The sequence below is a fragment of the Williamsia sp. DF01-3 genome, assembly GCF_023051145.1.
Classification (GTDB): Bacteria; Actinomycetota; Actinomycetes; order Mycobacteriales; family Mycobacteriaceae; genus Williamsia.
On the sequence record NZ_JALKFS010000005.1, the window covers coordinates 2,694,174 to 2,715,072 of the forward strand.

The following is a 20,899-nucleotide window of genomic DNA, read 5'->3' on the forward strand; positions in this document are numbered from 1 at the left end:
ATTCGGCGGACGGATTGCGCTGTGCTCGGAAAGACGGCGCCCGGCCGGATCGGCAACGGGCAAGAGCCCGAACAACACACGACAGACAGTAAGAGGTAGCTCTCCGATGGCAACGTACGCGATCGTCAAGACCGGCGGTAAGCAGTACAAGGTCGCTGAAGGCGATCTGGTGAAGGTCGAGAAGATCGACAGTGAACTCGGCGCGACCGTCTCACTTCCGGTGACGCTTGTCGTCGACGGTGCCGATCTGACCACGGACGCCGACAAGTTGGCGAAGATCTCGGTGACCGGTGAGGTCGTCGAGCACGTCAAGGGTCCGAAGATCCGCATCCACAAGTTCAAGAACAAGACCGGCTACCACAAGCGTCAGGGTCACCGTCAGAAGTTGACGGTCCTCAAGGTCACCGGCATCAAGTAAGCACGCCCCCACACTTTTCAGGAGAACTGTCATGGCACATAAGAAGGGTGCATCCAGCTCGCGCAACGGGCGCGACTCGAATGCTCAGCGGCTCGGTGTGAAGCGCTTCGGCGGCCAGCAGGTGAGCGCCGGTGAGATCCTGGTCCGCCAGCGCGGCACACACTTTCACCCCGGCGTGAATGTCGGACGTGGCGGCGACGACACGCTGTTCGCCCTGGCCCCCGGTGCTGTGGAGTTCGGCAGCAAGCGTGGCCGCAAGACCGTGAACATCGTTCCGGAGCCTGCGCAGGCCTGATCCGGCGCAATGCAATCCAGCTCCTAAGGGGCGGGCAGGATCACCAGATCCCGCCCGCCCCTTAGAAAATCCCAAACTCTCTCACAGGTGGTTCCATGTCCAGATTTGTTGACCGCGTGACGATTCACGCAACGGCGGGCAACGGTGGTCATGGCTGCTCATCGGTGCACCGCGAGAAGTTCAAACCCCTCGGTGGACCCGACGGCGGCAACGGTGGCAACGGTGGCGATGTCACCCTCGTGGTCGACCCGCAGGTTCACACCCTGCTCGACTTCCACTTCCATCCGCACGCGAAGGCCGGTAACGGCCGGCCCGGTGCGGGTGCCAACCGTGACGGCGCAAATGGGGAACCACTGGTTCTCCCTGTCCCTGACGGCACCATGGTGCTCGACCGCGACGGTCGGCTCCTGGCCGACATGGTCGGTGCGGGAACCACTTTCGCTGCGGCGTCCGGTGGACGTGGTGGTCTCGGTAACGCCTCGCTGGCGTCCAAGGCGCGTAAGGCGCCGGGCTTCGCTCTGCTGGGGGAGGAAGGCGAGGTCCGCGAACTCGTCCTCGAACTCAAATCCGTCGCCGATGTCGGCCTCGTGGGTTTTCCGTCGGCAGGCAAATCGTCTCTCGTCTCGGTGCTCTCGGCGGCCAAGCCGAAGATCGCCGACTATCCTTTCACCACGCTTCAGCCGAATCTCGGTGTGGTGAACAGCGGTTCAGATGTCTTCACCGTTGCGGACGTTCCTGGGCTGATCCCGGGAGCGTCTGCCGGCCGCGGTCTGGGGTTGGAGTTCCTCCGTCATCTCGAACGCTGTGCGGTGCTGGCGCACGTGGTCGACTGCGCGACTCTCGAGCCCGGCCGCGACCCGGTGTCGGACATCGACGCGCTGGAGGCCGAGTTGGCCGCGTATCAGCCCGCTCTGCAGGCAGATACCGGTCTCGGACATCTCGCCGATCGGCCTCGCGTGGTCATCCTGAACAAGACCGACGTGCCCGATGCGGCCGAACTGGCCGAGATGGTCACCCCGGAACTGCAAGAACGGGGCTGGCCCGTCTACGCGATCTCTGCCGTCTCCCACAAGGGCCTCAAGGAACTCACCTACGCGTTGGCCGACATGGTGCGCCAGTACCGCATCGACCATCCGAAACCGGTTGCCAGGCGCCCGGTGATCCGCCCGATCCCCACCGACGACAACGGTTTCTCGGTGATCGCCGATCCCGATCAGCCCGGTGGTTTCATCGTGCGCGGTACGCGGCCGGAGCGCTGGATCAAGCAGACGCAGTTCGAGAACGACGAAGCCGTCGGATATCTCGCCGACCGACTCAACCGGCTCGGTGTCGAGGCGGAACTGGTCAAGCAAGGCGCCGAGCCCGGCTGCCCGGTCACCATCGGAGATGTGTCCTTCGAGTGGGAACCGCAGACGCCTGTCGCGGAGGACTTCCCCATGAGCGGTCGCGGTACCGATATCCGTCTGGATCGGCCGGAGCGTGTCGGTGCCTCCGAGCGCAAGATCGCACGACGGCTGCGGCGCGGCCTCGATGTGGATGCCGAGGATCCGGACGAACGTGGCTAGTGTTACCCGGCAACGGATTTCGGGAGCTCGTAGCGTTGTGGTCAAGATCGGCTCCTCGGCTCTGACCGAGTTGGCGACCGGCCTGGACTCGGGCCGTCTAGACGCCTTGGCCGATGCGATCGAGGCGCGGATGCAGGCCGGATCGGACGTCATCGTGGTGTCGTCCGGCGCAATCGGAGCAGGTATCGCGCCGTTGGGTCTCAAGAGCCGGCCGAAGGATCTGGCCACCAAGCAGGCAGCGGCCAGCGTCGGTCAGCTGGCCCTCGCGCACGCGTGGAACACGTCGTTCGCCCGATACGGTCGCACCGTTGGGCAAGTTCTGCTGACGGCCCATGACATCTCGCTGCGTGCACACCACGCCAATGCGCAGCGCACCCTCGATCGATTGCGGTCTCTCGGCGCGGTCGCGATCGTCAACGAGAACGACACCGTGGCAACCAACGAGATTCGCTTCGGCGACAACGATCGGCTGGCGGCTCTGGTCGCCCACCTCGCGGGCGCTGATGCGCTGGTCCTTCTGTCCGATGTCGACGGTCTCTACGACGGGGATCCCCGCAAGGGCAACGCCTCCATGATCTCTGAGGTCGACGGCCCCGAAGACCTCGACGGTGTCATCGCCGGCACCGGTGGCGCCCTGGGAACCGGCGGCATGGCATCGAAGTTGTCGGCTGCCCGCCTCGCCGCGGATGCCGGGTTGCCGGTGCTGCTGGCAGCGGCGGCCGATGCGGCCGCAGCGCTGACCGATGCCTCGGTCGGCACTGCGTTCGCGCCTCGACCGCAACGACTTTCGGCGCGCAAATTCTGGGTGCGGCACGCCGCAGAAGCCAGTGGACGTCTGGTGCTCGATGATGGGGCGGTGCAGGCCGTTGCCACCGCGCGCCGTTCACTGCTGTCGGCCGGTATCACCGCGGTGTCCGGCCGGTTCTACGGTGGCGACGTGGTCGATCTGACGGATCAGGCCGGCCACACGATGGCCAGGGGGTCGTGGCGTACGACGCCACCGAGGTGGCCCAGATGGTGGGCAAGTCGAAGGCCGATCTGCCCCCTGATCTACGACGGCCGGTTGTTCATGCCGACGATCTCGTCGCGGTCTGACTCCAGCCACCCGGTCAGCACCTCCGAGCACGAACCGTCGATCTTCATGGTCGCGCACTCGTCGCCGCGAGTGTGTCCCCGGTTGACGATGGCGATCGGTTTGCCGGTACGCCTGGCGTGCCGGACAAATCTCAGCCCACTCATCACCGTCAGGGATGACCCCAGGACGAGTACCGCATCGGCTTCATCGACCATCGAATAACCTTGCTGTACCACAGATTTCGGGACGCTTTCGCCGAAGTAGACGATGTCTGGTTTGAGAATGCCGCCGCAGTCCGGGCAGTCGAGCATCGCGAAGTCGGTGGTGTCTTCCACAACCACATCGGCGTCGGGGGCCACCTCGATGGCGCCGCGACCACGAATCCTGGTGACGAACTCGGCGTTTGCCGGCTCCAGGAGTTCGGCAAGTCGGTGCCGAGAGACGCGGTGGTCGCAGTCGAGGCAACGGACGCGCCCGTAGCTGCCGTGTAGTTCGAGCACTGCGCGGTTACCGGCCTTGAGGTGGAGCATGTCGACGTTCTGCGTGATCACGCCGCTCACCCTGCCCCGGCGTTCCAGGGCGGCGAGGGCTCGGTGGCCCGCGTTGGGAACTGCCGCGTCCATATGACGCCAACCGAGGTGATTGCGTGCCCAGTAGTGACGGCGGAAGTCGCTCGAACTCAGGAACATCTCGATGGTCATCGGTGTCCGCGGGGGAGTTCCGGGGCTGCGGTAGTCCGGTATACCCGAATCGGTCGACATCCCGGCCCCGGTCAGCGCGAGCACACGACGCCCGTTGAGCAGCTGTGCCAGCTCGTCGATCCGATGGGGTAGATCGGGGTCCGGTGCGGTGGGCTGGGCCGGTGTCCAGCGAATGGGGCGGGTTCGCACCTCGTCCAGAATACCCCGACTGCGACAATGTCCAGGCGACGAAAACTCGGCACCCCCGTCGGGGTGCCGAGTTTCTTGCTGGTTCGCCTTGGTGACGGTCGGAGGGCCCGGGCATCTGACGCAATCGCACAAGCGCCAGCCCAACGCTACCCAGCGAAGCCCGGGTTCAGGGCCCGCCATCCGGCGAACCGGTCAGGTGCCGACGGTGACCAGCGGGTAGACGCCGTTCTCGTCGTGGGTTTCGGTTCCGACCACCGGCGGATTGAACACACAAAGCATGCGCAGCTCGGTGTCAGCGGTGACCGTATGCCGTTCGTGCCCGTTGAGGAGATACATCGTGCCCGGCCCGAGCGAGTACACCTCGCCGGTCTCGCGATCGGTGAGGGTCCCGGTGCCCTCCACCAGCCACACTGCTTCGACATGGTTGGCGTAGTGGAACTCGTTGACCGAACCTGCCTTGATGGTCGTCTCGTGGAAGGAGAACCCCACTTTGTCGCCGCCGAGGACGATGCGCTTGGAACGCCAGTTGCCGTTCTCCGCCTCCACATCACGTTCGGTGCCGGTGATTTCCTTGGTGGTACGTACGATCACGTGTAGTCCTTTCGCGCTTGGGTTTTCGTCGAGTCGGTCTGGCTCAGGCGCTGAGCACCTCGGCCGTGGCCTGGCCGAGGATCGCCAGCCCCTGATCGAGCTCTTCGATGGTGATGGTCAGCGGCGGCAGCAACTTGACGACCTGGTCTGACGGGCCGGAGGTCTCGACGAGCAGTCCGCGGTCGTACGCGAGTGCGCACACCTTGCCTGCCTTTTCGGCGTCGTCGAACACCAGTCCCTGGACCATGCCCCGACCACGGGTCGTGATGCCCTGGTGCGCGCTGCACAGCGAGATGAACGAGTCGCGGATCCGCTCACCCTTGGCGATGACCTCGTTCTCGAACGTGTCGTCCGACCAGTAGGTGTCGATCGCCTTCTTTGCGGTGACGAAGGCGGGGTTGTTGCCGCGGAAGGTGCCGTTGTGCTCGCCCGGTGCCCACACGTCGAGGTGCGGCTTGAACAGCGTCAGCGCCATTGGCATGCCGTAGCCGCTGATCGACTTCGACATGGTGACGATGTCGGGCTCGATGCCGGCGATCTCGAACGAGAAGAACGGGCCCGTGCGGCCGCAGCCCATCTGGACGTCGTCGACGATCAAGAGGATCTCGCGCCGCTTGCAGAGGTCGGCGAGGGCCTTGAGCCATTCCGGCCGGGCCACGTTGACGCCGCCTTCGCCCTGGACGGTCTCCACGATCACGGCTGCCGGACGATTGAGTCCACTGCCCGAGTCATCGAGGACGCGCTCGAACCAGCTGAAGTCCTCCACGACACCGTCGAAGTAGTTGTCGAACGGCATGGGCGTCGCGTGCACCAAGGGGATGCCTGCGCCCGCGCGCTTCATCGAGTTGCCGGTGACCGAGAGTGCTCCCAGGGTCATACCGTGAAATGCATTGGTGAAGTTGATGATCGAGGTACGACCGGTGACCTTGCGGGCCAGCTTCAGAGCGCTCTCGACGGTGTTGGCGCCGGTGGGTCCGGGGAACTGGACCTTGTAGTCGAGTCCGCGCGGCAGCAGGATCTTGTCCTGGAATGCCTGTAGGAACTCGCCTTTCGCGACGGTGGACATGTCCAGACCGTGGGTGATGCCGTCGTTCTCGATGTAGTCGAGCAGAGCCGACTTGAGGATCGGGTTGTTGTGCCCGTAGTTCAATGCACCGGCGCCGGCGAAGAAGTCGAGGTATTGCTTTCCGTCGCGGTCGGTGAGCCATGCGCCCTTGGCCTTGGTGAAGATTGCCGGCCAGCCGCGGCTGTAACTACGAACCTCGGACTCGCGGGTCTCGAAGATGTTGCTGGAAAACGTTTCTTGGATGGATGCAGTCATGTCTGTCGTGTCCTCCGGGTGTGCCTGAAGCACGGTAGGGTGCGAAAAATACAGCTGTATTCCAACTGGTGAAGATGTGGCGGCCGGGGCGGTCCCGGCTCTGCCGTGAAGTGACCACGGGTAGCGGTGGTCGGATGCGGTATTACCAACCGCGGCAGGTCATTACGAGCGTCGCGGTGCGACGACGTACAGATCTTCTGGTTCGTGATCATCCGGGAAGTCGGCGGGGGAGAAGAAGCTCTCCTTGGTGATGCTCATGCCGCGACGTTCGGCCAGGGCGGTGAACAGGGCCACCGACGCCTCGTTGTCCGGACTGATCGTTGTGTGCAGGGTGGTGATGCCGCGCGGCTCCAGCCGATCCATCAACTGGGACAGCATTTTTCCGGCCAGACCGAGGCCCCGTTGGTCGGCGTCGACAGCGACCTGCCATACCATCACCACATCGGGGAGTTCGGGGCGAAGGTAACCGGTGACAAAGCCGACGACGCGTCCGTCCACTTCGGCGACCACCGATGTCTCGGCGTAATCCTTGCACCACAGGAGGTAGGCGTAACTCGAGTTGAGATCGAGAACTTGCGAGTCACGGGCGATTTCCCAGAGCCGGACTCCGTCGGAAACCTTTGGCGAACGAAATGCCACCGCGTCCGGCGCGGCGGTTAGGGTAGCGCTGATCTGAGTTGGGCTCATATCGAATTTGAAGTTAACAACGTGTCACACGAAAGTCACCCGGTTGTCGAAATTGGTCGCAAAAGCGCCGGTATAAGCCCTGTTCAAACCCGGTTTGTGAGGTGGCTCACAAAAACTTGCAGGCTGCAAGTAGTTGGGCCGCCGGACCCGGGTCCCGCGGCCGGGCCGGATACCCGAAACAATGGACTCATGACCCGCATCATCGCCGGCTCGGCCCGTGGTCGCCGACTGTCGGTGCCCGCCGCCGGCACCCGGCCGACCACCGACCGGGTGCGGGAATCGATGTTCAACATCTTGGCGGCCCGCATCGACTTCACCGGGCTGATCGTGCTCGATCTGTTCGCCGGAAGCGGCGCGCTGGGGCTCGAGGCGTTGTCGCGGGGGGCCGAATCGGTGACGTTCGTGGAGGCCGACGCCAAGGCGGCGAAGATCATCGAGGCGAATGTCAGGGCGTCGGGGTTGTCGGGCGGGCGGGTGATCCGCCGCCGAGCGGCTGAACATCTCGAGCGCAGCGGCGGTACCTACGACCTCGTGCTCGCCGATCCGCCCTACGATCTACCCGAAGATGAGGTTGCGCACCTGGTTCGGCAGCTCGCGGACGGGGCGGTCTCCGACGGGGGACTGGTCGTGCTGGAGCGCGCTGCTCGCGCGGCCGACACCCGGTGGCCGCCGGAGTTCGATGACGTCCTGATCCGCCGGTATGGGGAAACCCGGGTCGAGGTTGCCGTGTACAGCCCGCCACATGGGTGAGATGGCTGCCCGCAGGCTGATAACTTGACTCCCATGTCGGGAGCTGTCTGTCCGGGTTCATTCGACCCGGTGACCTCGGGTCATCTGTTCGTCTTCGAGCGGGCAGCCGCCCGGTTCGATGAGCTGGTGATCACCGTGATGGTCAATCCGAAGAAGAGTGGTCTCTTCACGATCCCTGAACGCATTGCTCTCCTGCAGGAGACCACCTCTCACCTGCCCAACGTCCGGGTCGACAGCTGGCAGGGATTGCTCGTGGACTATGTGCGTTCGCAGGGGATGGACACGATCGTGAAGGGCCTGCGCGGCGCCGTGGACTTCGAATACGAGCTGCCGATGGCGCAGATGAACCGGGATCTGACCGGGGCCGAGACCATTTTCATGCTGACCGACCCGCGTCTGGCCCATGTCTCGAGCTCACTGGTGAAGGAAGTCGCCACCCTCGGTGGACCGGTCACCGAGTTCCTGCCGCCGGTGGTCCACGAGCAGCTGCTCGCCAAACTCTCCGCTCGCTGAACGGCCGGTCCGGGCAGGCCGCCAAGCGGGGCAAATCCTGGTTTGGTACCACGACACGCCCCGTAGGTTGACGAGTCTCAGGCGTACCAGTGGGCACAATAGTCACAGAATTAACACCAACCACTGTTTGCACGCGGGTGGGGCCTTAGTGGGTCACCGGCCGATGTCGCGACGAGGAGTGAGGTAGCTGTGTACCGGGTATTCGAAGCGCTGGACGAATTGGGCGCCATCGTCGAAGAAGCGCGCAGTGTGCCGATGACTGCGGGTTGCGTGGTCCCCAGAGGTGACGTGCTCGAATTGCTCGACGACGTCAAGGACGCCATCCCCGGCGACCTCGACGACGCGCAGGACGTCCTCGATCAGCGCGACAAGCTGATCGGCGACGCGCGGATGCGCGCCGACACCCTCGTCGGTGAGGCCACCGCAGAATCCGATTCGCTGCTGGCACATTCGCGCGCTGAGGCCGATCGCCTCCTGTCGGAGGCAAAAGCGCAGGCGGACCGCATGGTTGCCGAGGCGCAGTCGCACTCGGGGCAACTGCTCGCGGACGCCACTGCCGAAGCCGAGCGGGTGACCGCGGCGGCTCATCGTGAGTACGAGTCCGTGACCGGCCGCGCCCACGCCGAGGCCGAGCGCATGATCGCCTCGGGCAACGCGAACTACGAGCGCTCGGTGGCCGAGGGCATCGCCGAGCAGCAACGGCTCGTCTCCGAGACCGAGGTGGTCCAGGCTGCCCGTGCCGAGTCCGAGCGGGTCATCGACGCGGCACACGCCGAGTCCGATCGTCTGCGCGGCGAATGCGACATCTACGTGGACAACAAACTGGCCGAGTTCGAGGAACTCCTCACCGGGACGATCCGCTCGGTCAACCGTGGTCGGCAACAGCTTCGGACGGGCGCAGGCGTGCACGACTACGCCGAGCATGTCCACCGTGGGGATTTCGGCACCGGAATGGCGGTCTGACCACCGCGTCTTGATGGAGGACACGGCGCGGCGTCAGGATTGTCGCATGCGGTGATCAGGGGCGTATCGTGGTTCCCTGTGTCGCAGCGTGAGAGTAATTCAACCCGCCACGATCGCCCCGCCACCGGCCCGTTCAGTCTGGACATTCGCAGTCTCGGACGACGTGCCGGTTCGATGCAGGAGGTGCATCGTGCCATCACCTCTGCCCCTCGCATCGGGCTGGACATGATCGCGATCCCGGCCGGCAGTGACATCGACCTCGACTTGCGGCTCGAAGCCGTGTCCGAGGGTGTTCTGGTCACCGGGTGCGTCAGTGGTGAAACCGAAGGGCAGTGTGTTCGCTGCCTGGAGCCGATCGCGGGAACGTCGAGCGTCTATCTGACCGAACTGTTCGCCTATCCGGACAGTGTGACCGACGAGACCACCGACGCCGACGAGGTACATCGCATCGTCGATGACACCATCGATCTCGAACAAGCCATTGTCGACGCGGTGGCGCTCGACCTCCCCAATGCACCGCTGTGCTCACCTGACTGTCCCGGGCTGTGTCCCGAATGCGGTGTACGTCTTGCCGTTGCGGACCCCGGCCATCACCACGACAAGATCGATCCGCGGTGGGCTGGTCTCGCCGCGAAATTCGCCGAGGAACCCGAGTCGAAGAAGTGACCGAAACCGACCGCGGTGCCCCGCAAGTGCACTCCGATCATGCCGATCTTCTTGCCGCACTTAATATTTCTCTGTCCGATGAGATGCTCACCCTGGCTCTGACCCATCGTTCCTACGCGTACGAACACGGTCGCCTGCCGACCAACGAACGGCTGGAGTTCCTCGGTGATTCGGTGTTGGGGGTGGTGATCACCGAGCAGCTGTACCGCACCCATCCCGATCGCCCCGAAGGCGAGTTGGCCAAGATCCGGGCGAGTGTGGTGAACATGCACGCCCTCGCCGATGTCGCGCGTGGACTCGGACCCGGCGGGCTGGGAGCCCACCTGCGTCTGGGCCGAGGTGAAGAGATGACCGGTGGCCGGAACAAGGCCAGCATCCTGGCCGACGGCATGGAGGCGCTGATCGGTGCGGTCCATCTCGAGCACGGTCTCGAAACCGCCCGCGCGACCGTCCTGAAGCTCTTCGAGCCGGCACTGAACCGGTCTGCCGCCCTGGGCGCCGGACTCGACTGGAAGACCTCGTTGCAGGAACTGACCGCCGAGAAGGGGTTGGGGGTGCCTGCCTACCAGATCACCTCGACCGGACCGGACCATTGCAAGGAGTTCACCGCGACGGTGGTTGTCGCGGGTGACCCGATGGGGTCAGGAGTCGGGCGGACCAAGAAAGAAGCCGAACAACTCGCGGCCTCGACGGCCTGGAAGGCGATCTCCGGATCCGGAGACGATGCCTGAACTGCCCGAGGTGGAGGTCGTTCGGCGCGGTCTGCTTGCCCACGTGGTCGGTAGGCGCATCGTCTCCGTCGACGTCCTGCACCCACGGGCGGTCCGGCGGCATCTGGGCGGCCCACTCGACTTGGTCGGCCTGCTGTCCGGGGCGACCGTCACGGCTGCGCGTCGTCGCGGCAAATACCTGTGGCTGCAAGCGGACCCGTCCGGTGGCGCCGACGCATTGGCTCTTGTCGTGCACCTGGGAATGAGCGGTCAGATGCTGGTGCAGACCGCCGGTGCCGAGGACGAGAAACACCTGCGAATCCGGGCGACACTCGACGATGGCAGGGAACTCCGCTTTGTCGACCAGCGCACATTCGGCGGCTGGATGGTCGACGACCTGGTCGAGCTGCCGTCTCATCGTTCGACGACCGGAGGGCCAGGGCCGGCGTCGATCACGCACATCGCGCCCGATCCTTTTGACCCGGACTACGACCCCGATGCCGTTGTCCGGCTGCTCAAGGCCAAGCACACCGAGGTCAAACGCGCGCTGCTGGATCAGACCGTGGTGTCGGGTGTGGGCAACATCTACGCCGACGAGGCATTGTGGCTCAGCAAGATTCACGGCCGTCGACTCACCGACAAGTTGAGCGCCAAGGCGTTACGGTCGGTGCTCGACAACGCCAAGGACGTGATGGAGCGAGCACTCGATCAAGGTGGGACGTCATTTGACGCCTTGTACGTCAACGTCAACGGACAGTCGGGTTACTTCGAACGCTCACTGAACGCCTACGGGCGTGAAGGGGAGGCCTGTCGTCGTTGCGGCGCGACGATGCGGCGCGAGGCGTTCATGAACCGCAGCTCGTTCAGTTGCCCACGCTGCCAGGTGCGTCCACGCATCTAGACCGTGACGGCTAGGGCATCATCGGGGCATGACCCTGGATCTGACACCCGATGAATTGCTCACCACCACCCGAACGGTACGCAAACGCCTGGACTTGACGCGGCCAGTGCCCATCGAACTCGTCCGCGAGTGTCTGGAGGTCGCGCTACAGGCGCCGTCCGGTTCCAACCGGCAGGGCTGGCAGTGGCTGGTGATCACCGACCCGGAACTGCGCGCCGCAGTCGGTCGGATCTACGGCGAACTGACCGAGGAATACCTGAACTCTCGCCATTCGGCCGCGGCCCTGTTCGCCGATGACCCGAACCGGGCTCCCGTCCAGCAGCGAGTCGGCGGCAGTGTGGCGTGGCTGGGTGAGCACATGGGCGAGGTGCCCGTTCTTGTCATCCCGTGCATCAAGGCGGGCAAGACCTTGCCGCCGGACAATCAGGCCGGATTGTGGGGCTCCCTGCTGCCCGCCGCATGGAGCTACTGCCTGGCGGCGCGCGCTCGTGGTCTCGGAACAGCCTGGACCACACTGCATCTGCAACGTGAGGCCGAGGTGGCCGACCTGCTGGGCGTGCCTGCGGGGTTTCACCAGGCGGCATTGATCCCGACGGCGTACTACACGGGTGAGACCTTCAAGCCGGCGCCGCGAGAACCGCTCAACAATGTGATCCACTTCGACCGGTGGTGAGCTGGCGGTCCGGAACGTGGCCGAAGAAGCCCCCCCGGAACCGTGACGCCGTAAAGGACTCGTGAAGACCGCAGGTCGCAGCGTCGAAAGACCGTTAACGCCGTCGATCTGATCGGGCGGCGGATACATGCTTGCATCACCAGCCGGACTCGTCGAAGCAGTCCGGCACGTGTGCAGGAGTGGAACGTGGCAGATCTTGCCTTCATGGCAGCGGTTTTCGGGAGTTTTGCGTTGTGTCTCGTCGTGGTGCGGGTGGTCGCGGCGCGGGGTGACCGATGACCGCCGAGGGCGTGACCAATGTGGTGCTCGTGGTCGTCGCCATTGCCGTGGTGCTGTACCTGGCTGTCGCTCTCGTGTGTCCCGAGAGGTTCTGACCCGTGGACTCCACAATGGCCGCAGTTGCCCAGGTGGGCATCGTCATCCTCATCTTGGCCGCCGCGTACGTGCCGCTCGGGGACTACATGGCACGGGTGTTCCGGAGCAGCCGCGACCTCGCTCCTGAACGACTCATCTACCGACTGGCGCGGATCGACTCGGCACGTCAGCAGACCTGGGTCGGCTACGCGGTCGCCGTGCTTGCCTTCTCGTTCATCAGCGTTGTGTTCCTCTATGTCCTGCAACGGGTCCAGGGGATCCTGCCGTTCGGAGACGGCCGTCCGGGTGTCAGCCCGGCGATGGCCTTCAACACAGCCATCTCGTTTGTCGCCAACACCAACTGGCAGTCGTATTCGCCTGAAGTGGTGATGGGCAATCTGACGCAGATGATCGGTCTGGCCGTCCAGAACTTCCTGTCGGCCGCAGTCGGGCTGGCGGTCGCCATCGCGCTGATACGCGGCATCGTCGCCGCGGGCGGGGGCAAACTGGGCAACTTCTGGGTTGATCTGGTGCGCGGCACGCTACGGATCTTGTTGCCGTTGGCCGGGCTGATGGCGCTTGTGTTGCTGACCCAGGGGGCGGTCCAGTCGCTGCGGAGCGGCTTCGACTTCGTAGGCCTGGACGGCACGAACGGCCACAGCGTGATCGGCCCCTTCGCGTCCCAGGAAGCCATCAAGATGCTGGGCACCAACGGCGGCGGAACCCTCGCGGCCAACTCGGCGCATCCGTTCTCCAATCCGACACCCTTGAGCAATGTCGCCGAGGTGATCGCGTTGCTGATCATCCCCGTGTGCCTCACCCGCACCTACTCGACTCTTGTCGGCGACCGCAGGCAGGGTGTGACCATCCTGGGTGTCATGTCCGTCATCTGGGCGTCCATGCTCGCTCTCGTGTGGTTCTTCGAGTCGAAGACCAACGGCGTTGCAGCACAGGCGGCCGGCGCGATGATGGAAGGCAAAGAGCAGCGGTTCGGCGTGGCCGGCTCGGCACTGTTCGCCGTCTCCACCACAGGAACCTCGACCGGCGCTGTTGATTCGGCACATGACAGCTTTTCGGCTGCCGGTGGCGGCGCACTGATCTGGAACATGTTGCTCGGCGAGGTCGCTCCGGGCGGTGTCGGCTCCGGGCTCTACGGCATGCTGATCCTGGCCATCATCGCGGTGTTCGTCGGTGGCCTACTGGTGGGCCGCGGTCCGGAGTTCCTCGGGAAGAAGATCGGCCAGGGCGAGATCACCATGGCTGCGTTGTACGTGCTGGTGATGCCCGCTCTGGTGCTCGTCGGAACGTCCATCACCGTGATCCTCGAGTCCACCAGCACTTTTCAGGGCAATGCAGGTGACCCCGGCACCCCGGGTTCGGTACACGGCTTCTCCGAGGTGCTGTACGCCTACGCCTCAGCTGCGAACAACAATGGCAGCGCCTTCGGTGGTCTCACGGTCACCAGCGACTGGTTCCAGACCTCCTTGGGGCTGGCCATGCTGCTTGGCCGCTTCCTTCCGATGATCTTTGTGCTCGCACTCGCCGGCCGCCTCGCGGCTCAACGACGGCCTGCGGCACCCGAGTCCTCTTCCGGGGGCGCAGTGGCGGTTCGGACTCGGGATCGGGTGGCGACGCTGCCCACCCACGGGCTGCTGTTCGGCGGATTACTCACCGGCACGGTACTTCTCGTTGCCGGACTAACATTCTTCCCAGCGATGGCGCTGGGACCGATCGCAGAGGCATTGGCATGAGCACAATCCTTGATGAACCCGTGCCGGACACGGTATCCACCACCACGGCCGATCTGGTCGGCAGCGGAGCGTTCGATGCACGCCAGCTGATCAGCGCGGTGCCACAAGCCATCCGGAAGTTGAACCCCAAGGACCAAGCGCGTAACCCGGTGATGTTCGTCGTGTACCTCGGAGCGATCATCACCACTGTTCTGGCGGTGTGGCAGCCGTCCTGGTTCGCCTTCGGCGTGGTCTTCTGGCTGTGGTTCACGGTGCTGTTCGCGGGCCTGGCAGAGGCTGTTGCCGAGGGACGCGGCCGTGCGCAGGCGGCGAGCCTGCGAAAGGTGAAACAGGACACCATGGCTCGGCGAATCGGGCCCGACGGAGCGATCACCGAGATCTCCGGGGGCTCACTGGTCATCGGCGACCGGATCCTGGTGACTGCAGGCGAGGTGATCGCCGGCGACGGCGACGTCGTGGAGGGTATCGCCACCGTCGACGAGTCGGCCATCACCGGCGAATCAGCGCCTGTGGTCAGGGAATCCGGAGGTGATCGCAGCGCCGTGACCGGCGGCACCGTCGTGCTCTCGGATCGGATTGTCGTGCAGATCACGACGTCGCCGGGGGAGTCCTTCGTCGACCGGATGATCGCACTGGTCGAGGGTGCCGAGCGTAAGAAGACCCCGAACGAGATCGCGCTCGACATCTTGCTGTCGAGTCTGACCATCATCTTCTTGCTCGCCGTGGTGGCAGCCGGGCCGATGCAGCAATACGCAGGCCAGTCTCCGGACCCGATCAAACTCATCGCCCTGCTGGTGTGCCTGATCCCGACAACCATCGGTGCGTTGCTCTCGTCCATCGGCATCGCGGGCATGGACCGGTTGGTGCAGCGCAATGTGCTCGCGATGTCGGGCCGCGCCGTCGAGGCCGCCGGCGACATCGACACCTTGTTGATGGACAAGACCGGGACCATCACGTTCGGCAACCGCCGGGCCACCGCGCTGATCCCGGCACCCGGGATCAGCGACGAGGAGATGGCGCGAGAGGCCTGCCGATCCAGCCTGTCCGACGACACTCCCGAGGGACGCAGCATCGTCGATCTCTGCCGCGACGACTTCGGCATCGACCCGATGTCGATCGACGCCGAGACCCGGCACGATCGTGTGGTGGTGCCGTTCACCGCGCACACCCGGATGTCCGGGGTCGATGTGCCGGAGGCGTCGGGTCTACGGAGCATCCGGAAAGGGGCTGCGGACTCACTCCTCGCCTGGGTCGGAGAGAACGGCGGCACCGTACCGGCCGAGGTGACCCGCGGGGTCGAGGAGATCGCGTCGGCGGGAGGAACCCCGTTGGTGGTCGGAACCACCGCAGACGACCAACCCGCCCGCGTCATCGGTGTCATCGCACTGTCGGATGTCGTCAAACCCGGTATGGCCCAGCGCTTCGAGCAACTCCGGGCGATGGGGATACGGACGGTCATGGTCACCGGTGACAACCCGTTGACCGCACGGGCCATCGCCGACGAGGCGGGTGTGGACGACTTCGTGGCCGAGGCGACCCCGGAAGACAAACTCGCACTGATCCGTCGCGAGCAGGCGGGTGGCCGACTGGTCGCGATGACCGGTGACGGCACGAATGACGCACCGGCACTTGCCCAGGCGGATGTCGGTCTTGCCATGAACACCGGGACGTCTGCGGCGAAGGAGGCAGGCAACATGGTGGATCTGGACTCCGATCCCACCAAGCTGATCGACGTCGTGGCCATCGGGAAGCAGTTGCTCATCACCCGCGGAGCGTTGACCACGTTCTCGCTGGCCAACGATCTCGCCAAGTATTTTGCGATCCTGCCCGCGATGTTCAGTGGCATCTACCCGCAGCTCGACACCCTCAACGTGATGGGATTGCACTCGGCCCAGTCGGCCATCACATCCGCCGTGATCTTCAATGCGCTGATCATCGTCGCGCTGATCCCACTCTCGCTCAAGGGGGTTCGGTACCGGCCCTCGTCGGCCTCCTCATTGTTGGGCCGCAATCTGCTGGTCTACGGGCTCGGCGGTGTCATCACACCGTTCGTCGGCATCTGGCTGATCGACCTGGTCGTCCGTTTTCTCCCGGGAATGGGGTAGTTGTCATGAAGCTCGGTACGACATGGATCAGACAGAGCGTGGTTGCAGTGGCTGTACTGGTGATGATGACGGTGGTACTCGGCGTGGTGTATCCGGCAGTGGTGTGGGGAGTCTCGCGTATCGACCGGTCGAGCGCCGAGGGTTCGGTGGTCACCGACAGCGCCGGCTGCAGGGTCGGCTCCGCCCTGATCGGGATCGATCCGCAGGCCGAACCCGGCCGGCCCGACGGTTACCTGCATGCGCGGGTGCTGGGGGCGGCCGATGATCCGATGGCCCCGGGCGACCCTGCTGCGTCTGCGGCGAGCAACCAGGGGCCGTCCAGCGTCACATTGGCGGGGTGGATCGAGTCACGGCGAGCGATCATCGCCGAACGCGAGGACGTGCGTCCCGATCAGGTGCCGGTCGACGCGGTGACCGGTTCCGGTTCGAGCCTGGACCCGCACATCAGCCCGGCCTATGCCGACATCCAGGTGCCACGCCTGGCTCGCGTGCACAGAATGCCCTCCGAACAGGTGCGCGAGGTGATCGACAGTCACACCGAGGACAGGCAGCTCGGTGTGCTCGGGGAACCGCGGGTCAACGTGCTGGAGGTCAACCTCGCGCTGGGGCTGACCGCACCCAACTGCGGCTAGGGTCGAATGATGGCGCCCACCACTCGTAGAGGAACCCTGGAGGTGTTCCTTGGATGCGCCCCCGGAGTGGGCAAGACGTACGAGATGCTGGCGCAGGCGCACACGCTCGCGGACGAGGGCGTCGATGTGGTTGTGGCAGTTGTCGAATCGCACGGCCGGACCGCAACGGAAGCGATGGTCGACGGTCTCGAGGTGATCGCGCGCACGGAGTACGACTACCGCCAGACCACGTTGTCAGAGATGGATCTGTCCGCGGTCCTCCAGCGCAGGCCCCAGGTGGTGCTCGTCGACGAGCTCGCCCACACCAACGCGCCGGGGGCGGTGAACCGCAAACGATGGCAGGACATCGAGGCTCTGCGGGATGCGGGGATCGACGTGCTCTCCACCATCAACATCCAGCATCTGGAGAGTCTGAACGATGTGGTCGCACAGATCACCGGCGTCGTCCAGCGTGAAACCGTGCCCGACGACGTGGTTCGCGGCGCCGACCAGATCGAACTGGTGGACATCTCGCCACAGGCTCTGCGACAACGACTTTCGGCCGGCAAGGTGTACCCCAGCGATCGTGCCGGCGGTGCGCTGGCCAGCTACTTCCGCCAGGGAAACCTGACGGCTCTGCGTGAACTCGCGTTGCTGTGGCTGGCCGACCAGGTCGACGACTCGCTGGCCGCCTACCGGTCGGCGCACGCGATCACCGACACCTGGGAGGCCCGCGAGCGGGTCGTGGTGGCCATCACGGGCGGCCCCGAATCGGCGACCCTGCTTCGCCGGGCCAGTCGGATCGCGTCGCGGTCCAGTGCCGAACTGCTCGTCGTGCATGTGGTGCGCGGCGACGGGCTCGCCGATCCGGCATCGGTTGATCTGGCCGGGCTGACCGACCTGGCCAAGGGATTCGGCGCGCAGGTGCACACCGTTGTCGGAGACGATGTACCGGAGACGCTGCTCGAGTTCGCCCGCGGTGTCAACGCAACCCAGCTGGTCTTGGGTACCTCTCGCAGATCCCGGTGGCAGCGCTTGCTCGACGAGGGCGTCGGCAACACCGTCGTCCGCGAGTCGGGCAAGATCGACGTGCACATGGTGACCCATGAGGTGGCAGGCACTCGCAACCGTCTCGACATCCGCCAGTCCCGCTTCCACCACCCGCTGAGCTGGGTCGCCGCCGTGGTGGTTCCGGCGATGGCCGCCGGGGTGCTCGCGCTGCTCGACCGGTGGTTGGGTCTGGCGAGTGATTCGGCGCTGTTCTTCGTGGTGGTGCTAGCGGTCTCGATGCTGGGGGGCATCGGCCCGGCAGCGCTGTCGGCCATCGTCTGTGGCTTGCTGCTGAACTTCCTGTTCACGACCCCCGATACAGCTTCACGATCAACGAGACGGACAACCTCATCACCATCGTCGTCATGTTGGTGATCGCGGTTGCCGTTGCCGCTCTTGTCGATTCGTCCACCGTTCGGCGTGCCCAAGCCCGCCGCGCAGGGCGCGAGGCGGAGCTGCTCGCCACCTTCGCCGGTGCGGTGCTCAGCGGTGAAGAGCCAGACGTACTCCTCGAACGTGTCCGCGAGACCTACGACCAGCGCGCGGTCAGTGTGGTCCGAACAGATGGCCGCGGGCCCGGTGTGGTGGAGGCCGCCGTGGGGGCCGACCCGCCGGCGCACCCCGACGAGGCCGATACCGTCTGCGCTGTGCCCGGGGGAGAGTTCGCCTTGCTCCTACGAGGCCCCACCCTCGGCGGTGGGGACCGTCGGGTACTCGCTGCGGTCGCCATCCAGGCGGCGGGTGTGGTCAGACAACGCGCGCTGGCCACCGAAGCGGCTGCAGCCAAGGCTCTCTCGGCCACCGACCAGCTCCGGCGTGCGCTCCTGTCTGCGGTCAGCCACGACCTGCGGACACCGCTCGCCGCGGTGAAGGCGTCGGTGTCGAGTCTCCGGAGCACCGATGTGGCGTTCAGTGCTGACGACACAGCGGAGCTGTTGGCCACCATCGAGGAGTCGACCGACCAGCTCACCGACGTGGTCGACAACCTCCTCGATTCCTCACGACTGGCGGCAGGTGTGGTCAGTCCCGACATGCGGACGGTGTACGTGACCGAGGCCGTCGAACGTGCGATCGCCGGTATCGCGCGGTCGGATCGGGCGGGTGCCGAGCGGATCACGTTCAGCGACAACGACCTCTCGGCCTACGCCGATCCGGGACTGCTCGAACGAGTACTCGTGAACGTGATGGACAACGCCTTACGCCACAGTGGGCCCACAGCTCCGGTGTCCATCGAGGCTGCGCTGACGGGAGATGATCCGGCGCGGTGCGAGATCTCTGTGATCGACCACGGGCCGGGCGTCGCTGCGCACGACAGGGCGAAGATGTTCACCGCGTTCGGGCGCCTCGGCGACCGGAACACCGGGGGTGGAGTCGGACTGGGGCTCTCGGTTGCACAGGGGTTCGTCCAGGCCATGGACGGGACGATAGAAGCCGTCGACACCCCTGGTGGGGACTCACGATGGTGATCGGTCTGCACACCGGACCGCCCGGACAGGTGCGGTCATGAGTGACAAGATCCGGGTGCTCGTGGTCGACGACGAGCCGCAGATATTGCGCGCACTGCGCATCAACCTCAAGGCGAGAGGGTTCGACGTGACCACCGCCGCAAGCGGTACGGGTGCGTTGACCGCTGCGGCACAGACCAATCCGCAGGTGGTGATCCTCGACCTGGGCCTACCGGACATCGACGGTTTCGAGGTGCTCGCAGGCCTACGTGGATGGACCGATGTCCCGGTCATCGTGCTGTCGGCGCGTAGCGATTCCTCCGAGAAGGTGCAGGCATTGGACGCCGGCGCCGACGACTATGTGACCAAACCCTTTGGCATGGAGGAGTTTTTGGCCAGACTTCGGGCCGCGGTGCGCCGAGGCGCGTCGCCGGTGCGAGAAGCCGAGCACCCGGTGGTGGAAGCGGCATCGTTCACGGTGGATTTGCGTACAAAGCAGGTGACCCGCGCAGGGCAGGCCGTACACCTGACCCCGACCGAATGGGGGATCCTGGAAATGCTGGTGCGCAACGAAGGAAAACTCGTCGGCCAGCCCGAGATCCTCAACGAGGTGTGGGGCCCGGCGTACCGAGGCCAGACGCACTACCTGCGGGTGTATCTGGCGGGGCTGAGAAGAAAACTCGAGCCTGATCCCACCCGTCCACGCCACCTGCTCACCGAAGCGGGGATGGGCTACCGCTTCGTCCGCTGACCGGGCCTGATCGGTGGGCGGAATTGCACGCGGGCGCTCCGTGTTTAATTCGTACATGACCGCCACCGAACCAGTCACCACGGACCAGCAGACCACCGAGTTGTGGGTGGAGCGCACCGGAACGCGCCGCTATACGGGGCGCAGCAGTCGCGGGGCGGAGGTCCTGATCGGCTCCGCTGATGTCGATGGCGTCTTCACCCCCGGCGAATTGCTAAAGATCGCTCTGGCCGCGTGCACTGGGATGAGTTCGGACAAGCCGCTGTCCCGCCGCCTCGGCGACGATTACGACGCGACCGTTCGCGTTTCCGGGGACGCCGATCGTGACAACGAGGTGTATCCCCGTCTCGAGGAGGTCCTCGAAGTGGACCTGTCCGAACTGGAACCCGAGGCCGCGGAGCGACTTCTTGTTGTCGTGCGGCGCGCGGTCGATGCGGTGTGCACGGTGGGGCGCACCCTCAAGACCGGCACCGAGGTCGATCTGCGCATCGATACGGAGTAGCCGATGGCTTCCGATTCACCCGGCGACACCGCCGACACCATCAGGCTCACCGCGTGGGTCCACGGGCACGTCCAGGGTGTCGGATTTCGTTGGTGGACCCGGGCCCGGGCTCTCGAACTGGGGCTGGTGGGTTCGGCGACCAATCACTCCGACGGCCGGGTGCTCATCGTCGCAGAGGGCCCGGAGGCTGCCTGTGTGCAGTTGATCGACCTCATCGAGGCAGGTCAGAGTCCTGGTCGCGTCGACACCGTCGTGGTGGACCGGAGCGCGCCGCGCGGTGGGTTGTCCGGATTCGTCGAGCGGTGAGCCGGCTCG

21 protein-coding genes and 2 pseudogenes are annotated in these 20,899 nt (G+C 65.3%); 19 read left to right on the top strand and 4 right to left on the bottom strand.

Going from position 1 to position 20,899, the window contains the following annotated elements:
* The first annotated feature begins 106 nt into the window (after window positions 1-106).
* From rplU to proB, 4 genes and pseudogenes are all read left to right on the top strand, one after another.
* Complete coding sequence (gene rplU, locus MVA47_RS14815) at window positions 107-418, top strand: 50S ribosomal protein L21 (RefSeq protein WP_023960383.1); 312 nt, start codon at window positions 107-109, stop codon at window positions 416-418.
* Between the two features lie 31 nt (window positions 419-449).
* The gene (rpmA, locus tag MVA47_RS14820; protein WP_023960381.1) at window positions 450-713 is read left to right on the top strand and encodes a 50S ribosomal protein L27; all 264 of its coding nucleotides are present in this window, start codon (window positions 450-452) and stop codon (window positions 711-713) included.
* A 95-nt stretch (window positions 714-808) separates the two neighbouring features.
* Window positions 809-2,278, top strand: coding sequence for a GTPase ObgE (gene obgE, locus MVA47_RS14825; RefSeq protein WP_030163716.1), 1,470 nt, complete (start codon window positions 809-811; stop codon window positions 2,276-2,278).
* Window positions 2,250-3,373, top strand: a pseudogene (proB, locus tag MVA47_RS14830) (glutamate 5-kinase). The gene obgE and the pseudogene proB overlap by 29 nt, the downstream one beginning before the upstream one ends.
* On the opposite strand, the gene MVA47_RS14835 reads toward proB, so the two are convergent.
* From MVA47_RS14835 to ectA, 4 genes are all read right to left on the bottom strand, one after another.
* Window positions 3,329-4,243 carry a Sir2 family NAD-dependent protein deacetylase gene (locus MVA47_RS14835; protein WP_247208482.1) on the bottom strand — a complete coding sequence of 305 codons (915 nt, stop codon included), beginning with the start codon at window positions 4,241-4,243 and terminating at the stop codon, window positions 3,329-3,331. The pseudogene proB and the gene MVA47_RS14835 overlap by 45 nt on opposite strands.
* Before the next feature lie 192 nt (window positions 4,244-4,435).
* Entirely contained in the window at window positions 4,436-4,834 is a 399-nt protein-coding gene (locus MVA47_RS14840; protein ID WP_247208483.1) for an ectoine synthase, read from the bottom strand.
* A gap of 43 nt (window positions 4,835-4,877) precedes the next feature.
* Window positions 4,878-6,155, bottom strand: coding sequence for a diaminobutyrate--2-oxoglutarate transaminase (gene ectB, locus MVA47_RS14845; RefSeq protein WP_247208484.1), 1,278 nt, complete (start codon window positions 6,153-6,155; stop codon window positions 4,878-4,880).
* 162 nt (window positions 6,156-6,317) lie between these two features.
* Complete coding sequence (gene ectA / locus MVA47_RS14850) at window positions 6,318-6,842, bottom strand: diaminobutyrate acetyltransferase (RefSeq protein WP_247208485.1); 525 nt, start codon at window positions 6,840-6,842, stop codon at window positions 6,318-6,320.
* Window positions 6,843-7,031: 189 nt separating this feature from the next.
* Here ectA and rsmD point away from each other — a divergent pair, with 189 nt between their 5' ends.
* The 15 genes and pseudogenes from rsmD to MVA47_RS14925 all read left to right on the top strand — a co-directional run bounded on the left by rsmD (window position 7,032) and on the right by MVA47_RS14925 (window position 20,890).
* Window positions 7,032-7,592 carry a 16S rRNA (guanine(966)-N(2))-methyltransferase RsmD gene (rsmD, locus tag MVA47_RS14855; protein WP_247208486.1) on the top strand — a complete coding sequence of 187 codons (561 nt, stop codon included), beginning with the start codon at window positions 7,032-7,034 and terminating at the stop codon, window positions 7,590-7,592.
* 33 nt (window positions 7,593-7,625) lie between these two features.
* Window positions 7,626-8,105 carry a pantetheine-phosphate adenylyltransferase gene (coaD, locus tag MVA47_RS14860; protein ID WP_247208487.1) on the top strand — a complete coding sequence of 160 codons (480 nt, stop codon included), beginning with the start codon at window positions 7,626-7,628 and terminating at the stop codon, window positions 8,103-8,105.
* Between the two features lie 189 nt (window positions 8,106-8,294).
* Complete coding sequence (locus MVA47_RS14865) at window positions 8,295-9,068, top strand: DivIVA domain-containing protein (RefSeq protein ID WP_247208488.1); 774 nt, start codon at window positions 8,295-8,297, stop codon at window positions 9,066-9,068.
* Window positions 9,069-9,242: 174 nt separating this feature from the next.
* Complete coding sequence (locus MVA47_RS14870; RefSeq protein ID WP_033335028.1) at window positions 9,243-9,734, top strand: DUF177 domain-containing protein; 492 nt, start codon at window positions 9,243-9,245, stop codon at window positions 9,732-9,734.
* The gene (gene rnc / locus MVA47_RS14875; protein ID WP_247208489.1) at window positions 9,731-10,465 is read left to right on the top strand and encodes a ribonuclease III; all 735 of its coding nucleotides are present in this window, start codon (window positions 9,731-9,733) and stop codon (window positions 10,463-10,465) included. Before MVA47_RS14870 ends, rnc begins: the two co-directional genes overlap by 4 nt.
* Complete coding sequence (mutM, locus tag MVA47_RS14880) at window positions 10,458-11,345, top strand: bifunctional DNA-formamidopyrimidine glycosylase/DNA-(apurinic or apyrimidinic site) lyase (protein ID WP_247208490.1); 888 nt, start codon at window positions 10,458-10,460, stop codon at window positions 11,343-11,345. Before rnc ends, mutM begins: the two co-directional genes overlap by 8 nt.
* Window positions 11,346-11,373: 28 nt before the next feature.
* Window positions 11,374-12,018: a nitroreductase family protein gene (locus tag MVA47_RS14885; protein WP_247208491.1), complete on the top strand. Its 645-nt coding sequence runs from the start codon at window positions 11,374-11,376 to the stop codon at window positions 12,016-12,018.
* Window positions 12,019-12,293: 275 nt separating this feature from the next.
* Window positions 12,294-12,392 (top strand): potassium-transporting ATPase subunit F, encoded by a 99-nt coding sequence (locus tag MVA47_RS14890; RefSeq protein ID WP_023960355.1) that lies wholly within the window; start codon window positions 12,294-12,296, stop codon window positions 12,390-12,392.
* Between the two features lie 3 nt (window positions 12,393-12,395).
* Window positions 12,396-14,123, top strand: a complete 1,728-nt coding sequence (gene kdpA / locus MVA47_RS14895) for a potassium-transporting ATPase subunit KdpA (RefSeq protein WP_247208492.1) — start codon at window positions 12,396-12,398, stop codon at window positions 14,121-14,123.
* Window positions 14,120-16,228 carry a potassium-transporting ATPase subunit KdpB gene (gene kdpB / locus MVA47_RS14900; protein ID WP_247208493.1) on the top strand — a complete coding sequence of 703 codons (2,109 nt, stop codon included), beginning with the start codon at window positions 14,120-14,122 and terminating at the stop codon, window positions 16,226-16,228. Before kdpA ends, kdpB begins: the two co-directional genes overlap by 4 nt.
* A 5-nt stretch (window positions 16,229-16,233) precedes the next feature.
* A complete protein-coding gene (locus MVA47_RS14905; protein WP_247208494.1) occupies window positions 16,234-16,860 on the top strand; it encodes a potassium-transporting ATPase subunit C in 627 nt (208 codons plus the stop codon).
* A gap of 6 nt (window positions 16,861-16,866) precedes the next feature.
* Window positions 16,867-19,355: pseudogene (locus MVA47_RS14910) on the top strand (DUF4118 domain-containing protein).
* A gap of 37 nt (window positions 19,356-19,392) precedes the next feature.
* Window positions 19,393-20,085 carry a response regulator gene (locus MVA47_RS14915; protein WP_247208495.1) on the top strand — a complete coding sequence of 231 codons (693 nt, stop codon included), beginning with the start codon at window positions 19,393-19,395 and terminating at the stop codon, window positions 20,083-20,085.
* A 55-nt stretch (window positions 20,086-20,140) separates the two neighbouring features.
* Entirely contained in the window at window positions 20,141-20,584 is a 444-nt protein-coding gene (locus MVA47_RS14920; protein ID WP_247208496.1) for an OsmC family protein, read from the top strand.
* A 3-nt stretch (window positions 20,585-20,587) separates the two neighbouring features.
* On the top strand, window positions 20,588-20,890 hold the full coding sequence (locus tag MVA47_RS14925) for an acylphosphatase (RefSeq protein ID WP_247208497.1): 303 nt from the start codon (window positions 20,588-20,590) through the stop codon (window positions 20,888-20,890).
* Window positions 20,891-20,899: the final 9 nt, after the last annotated feature.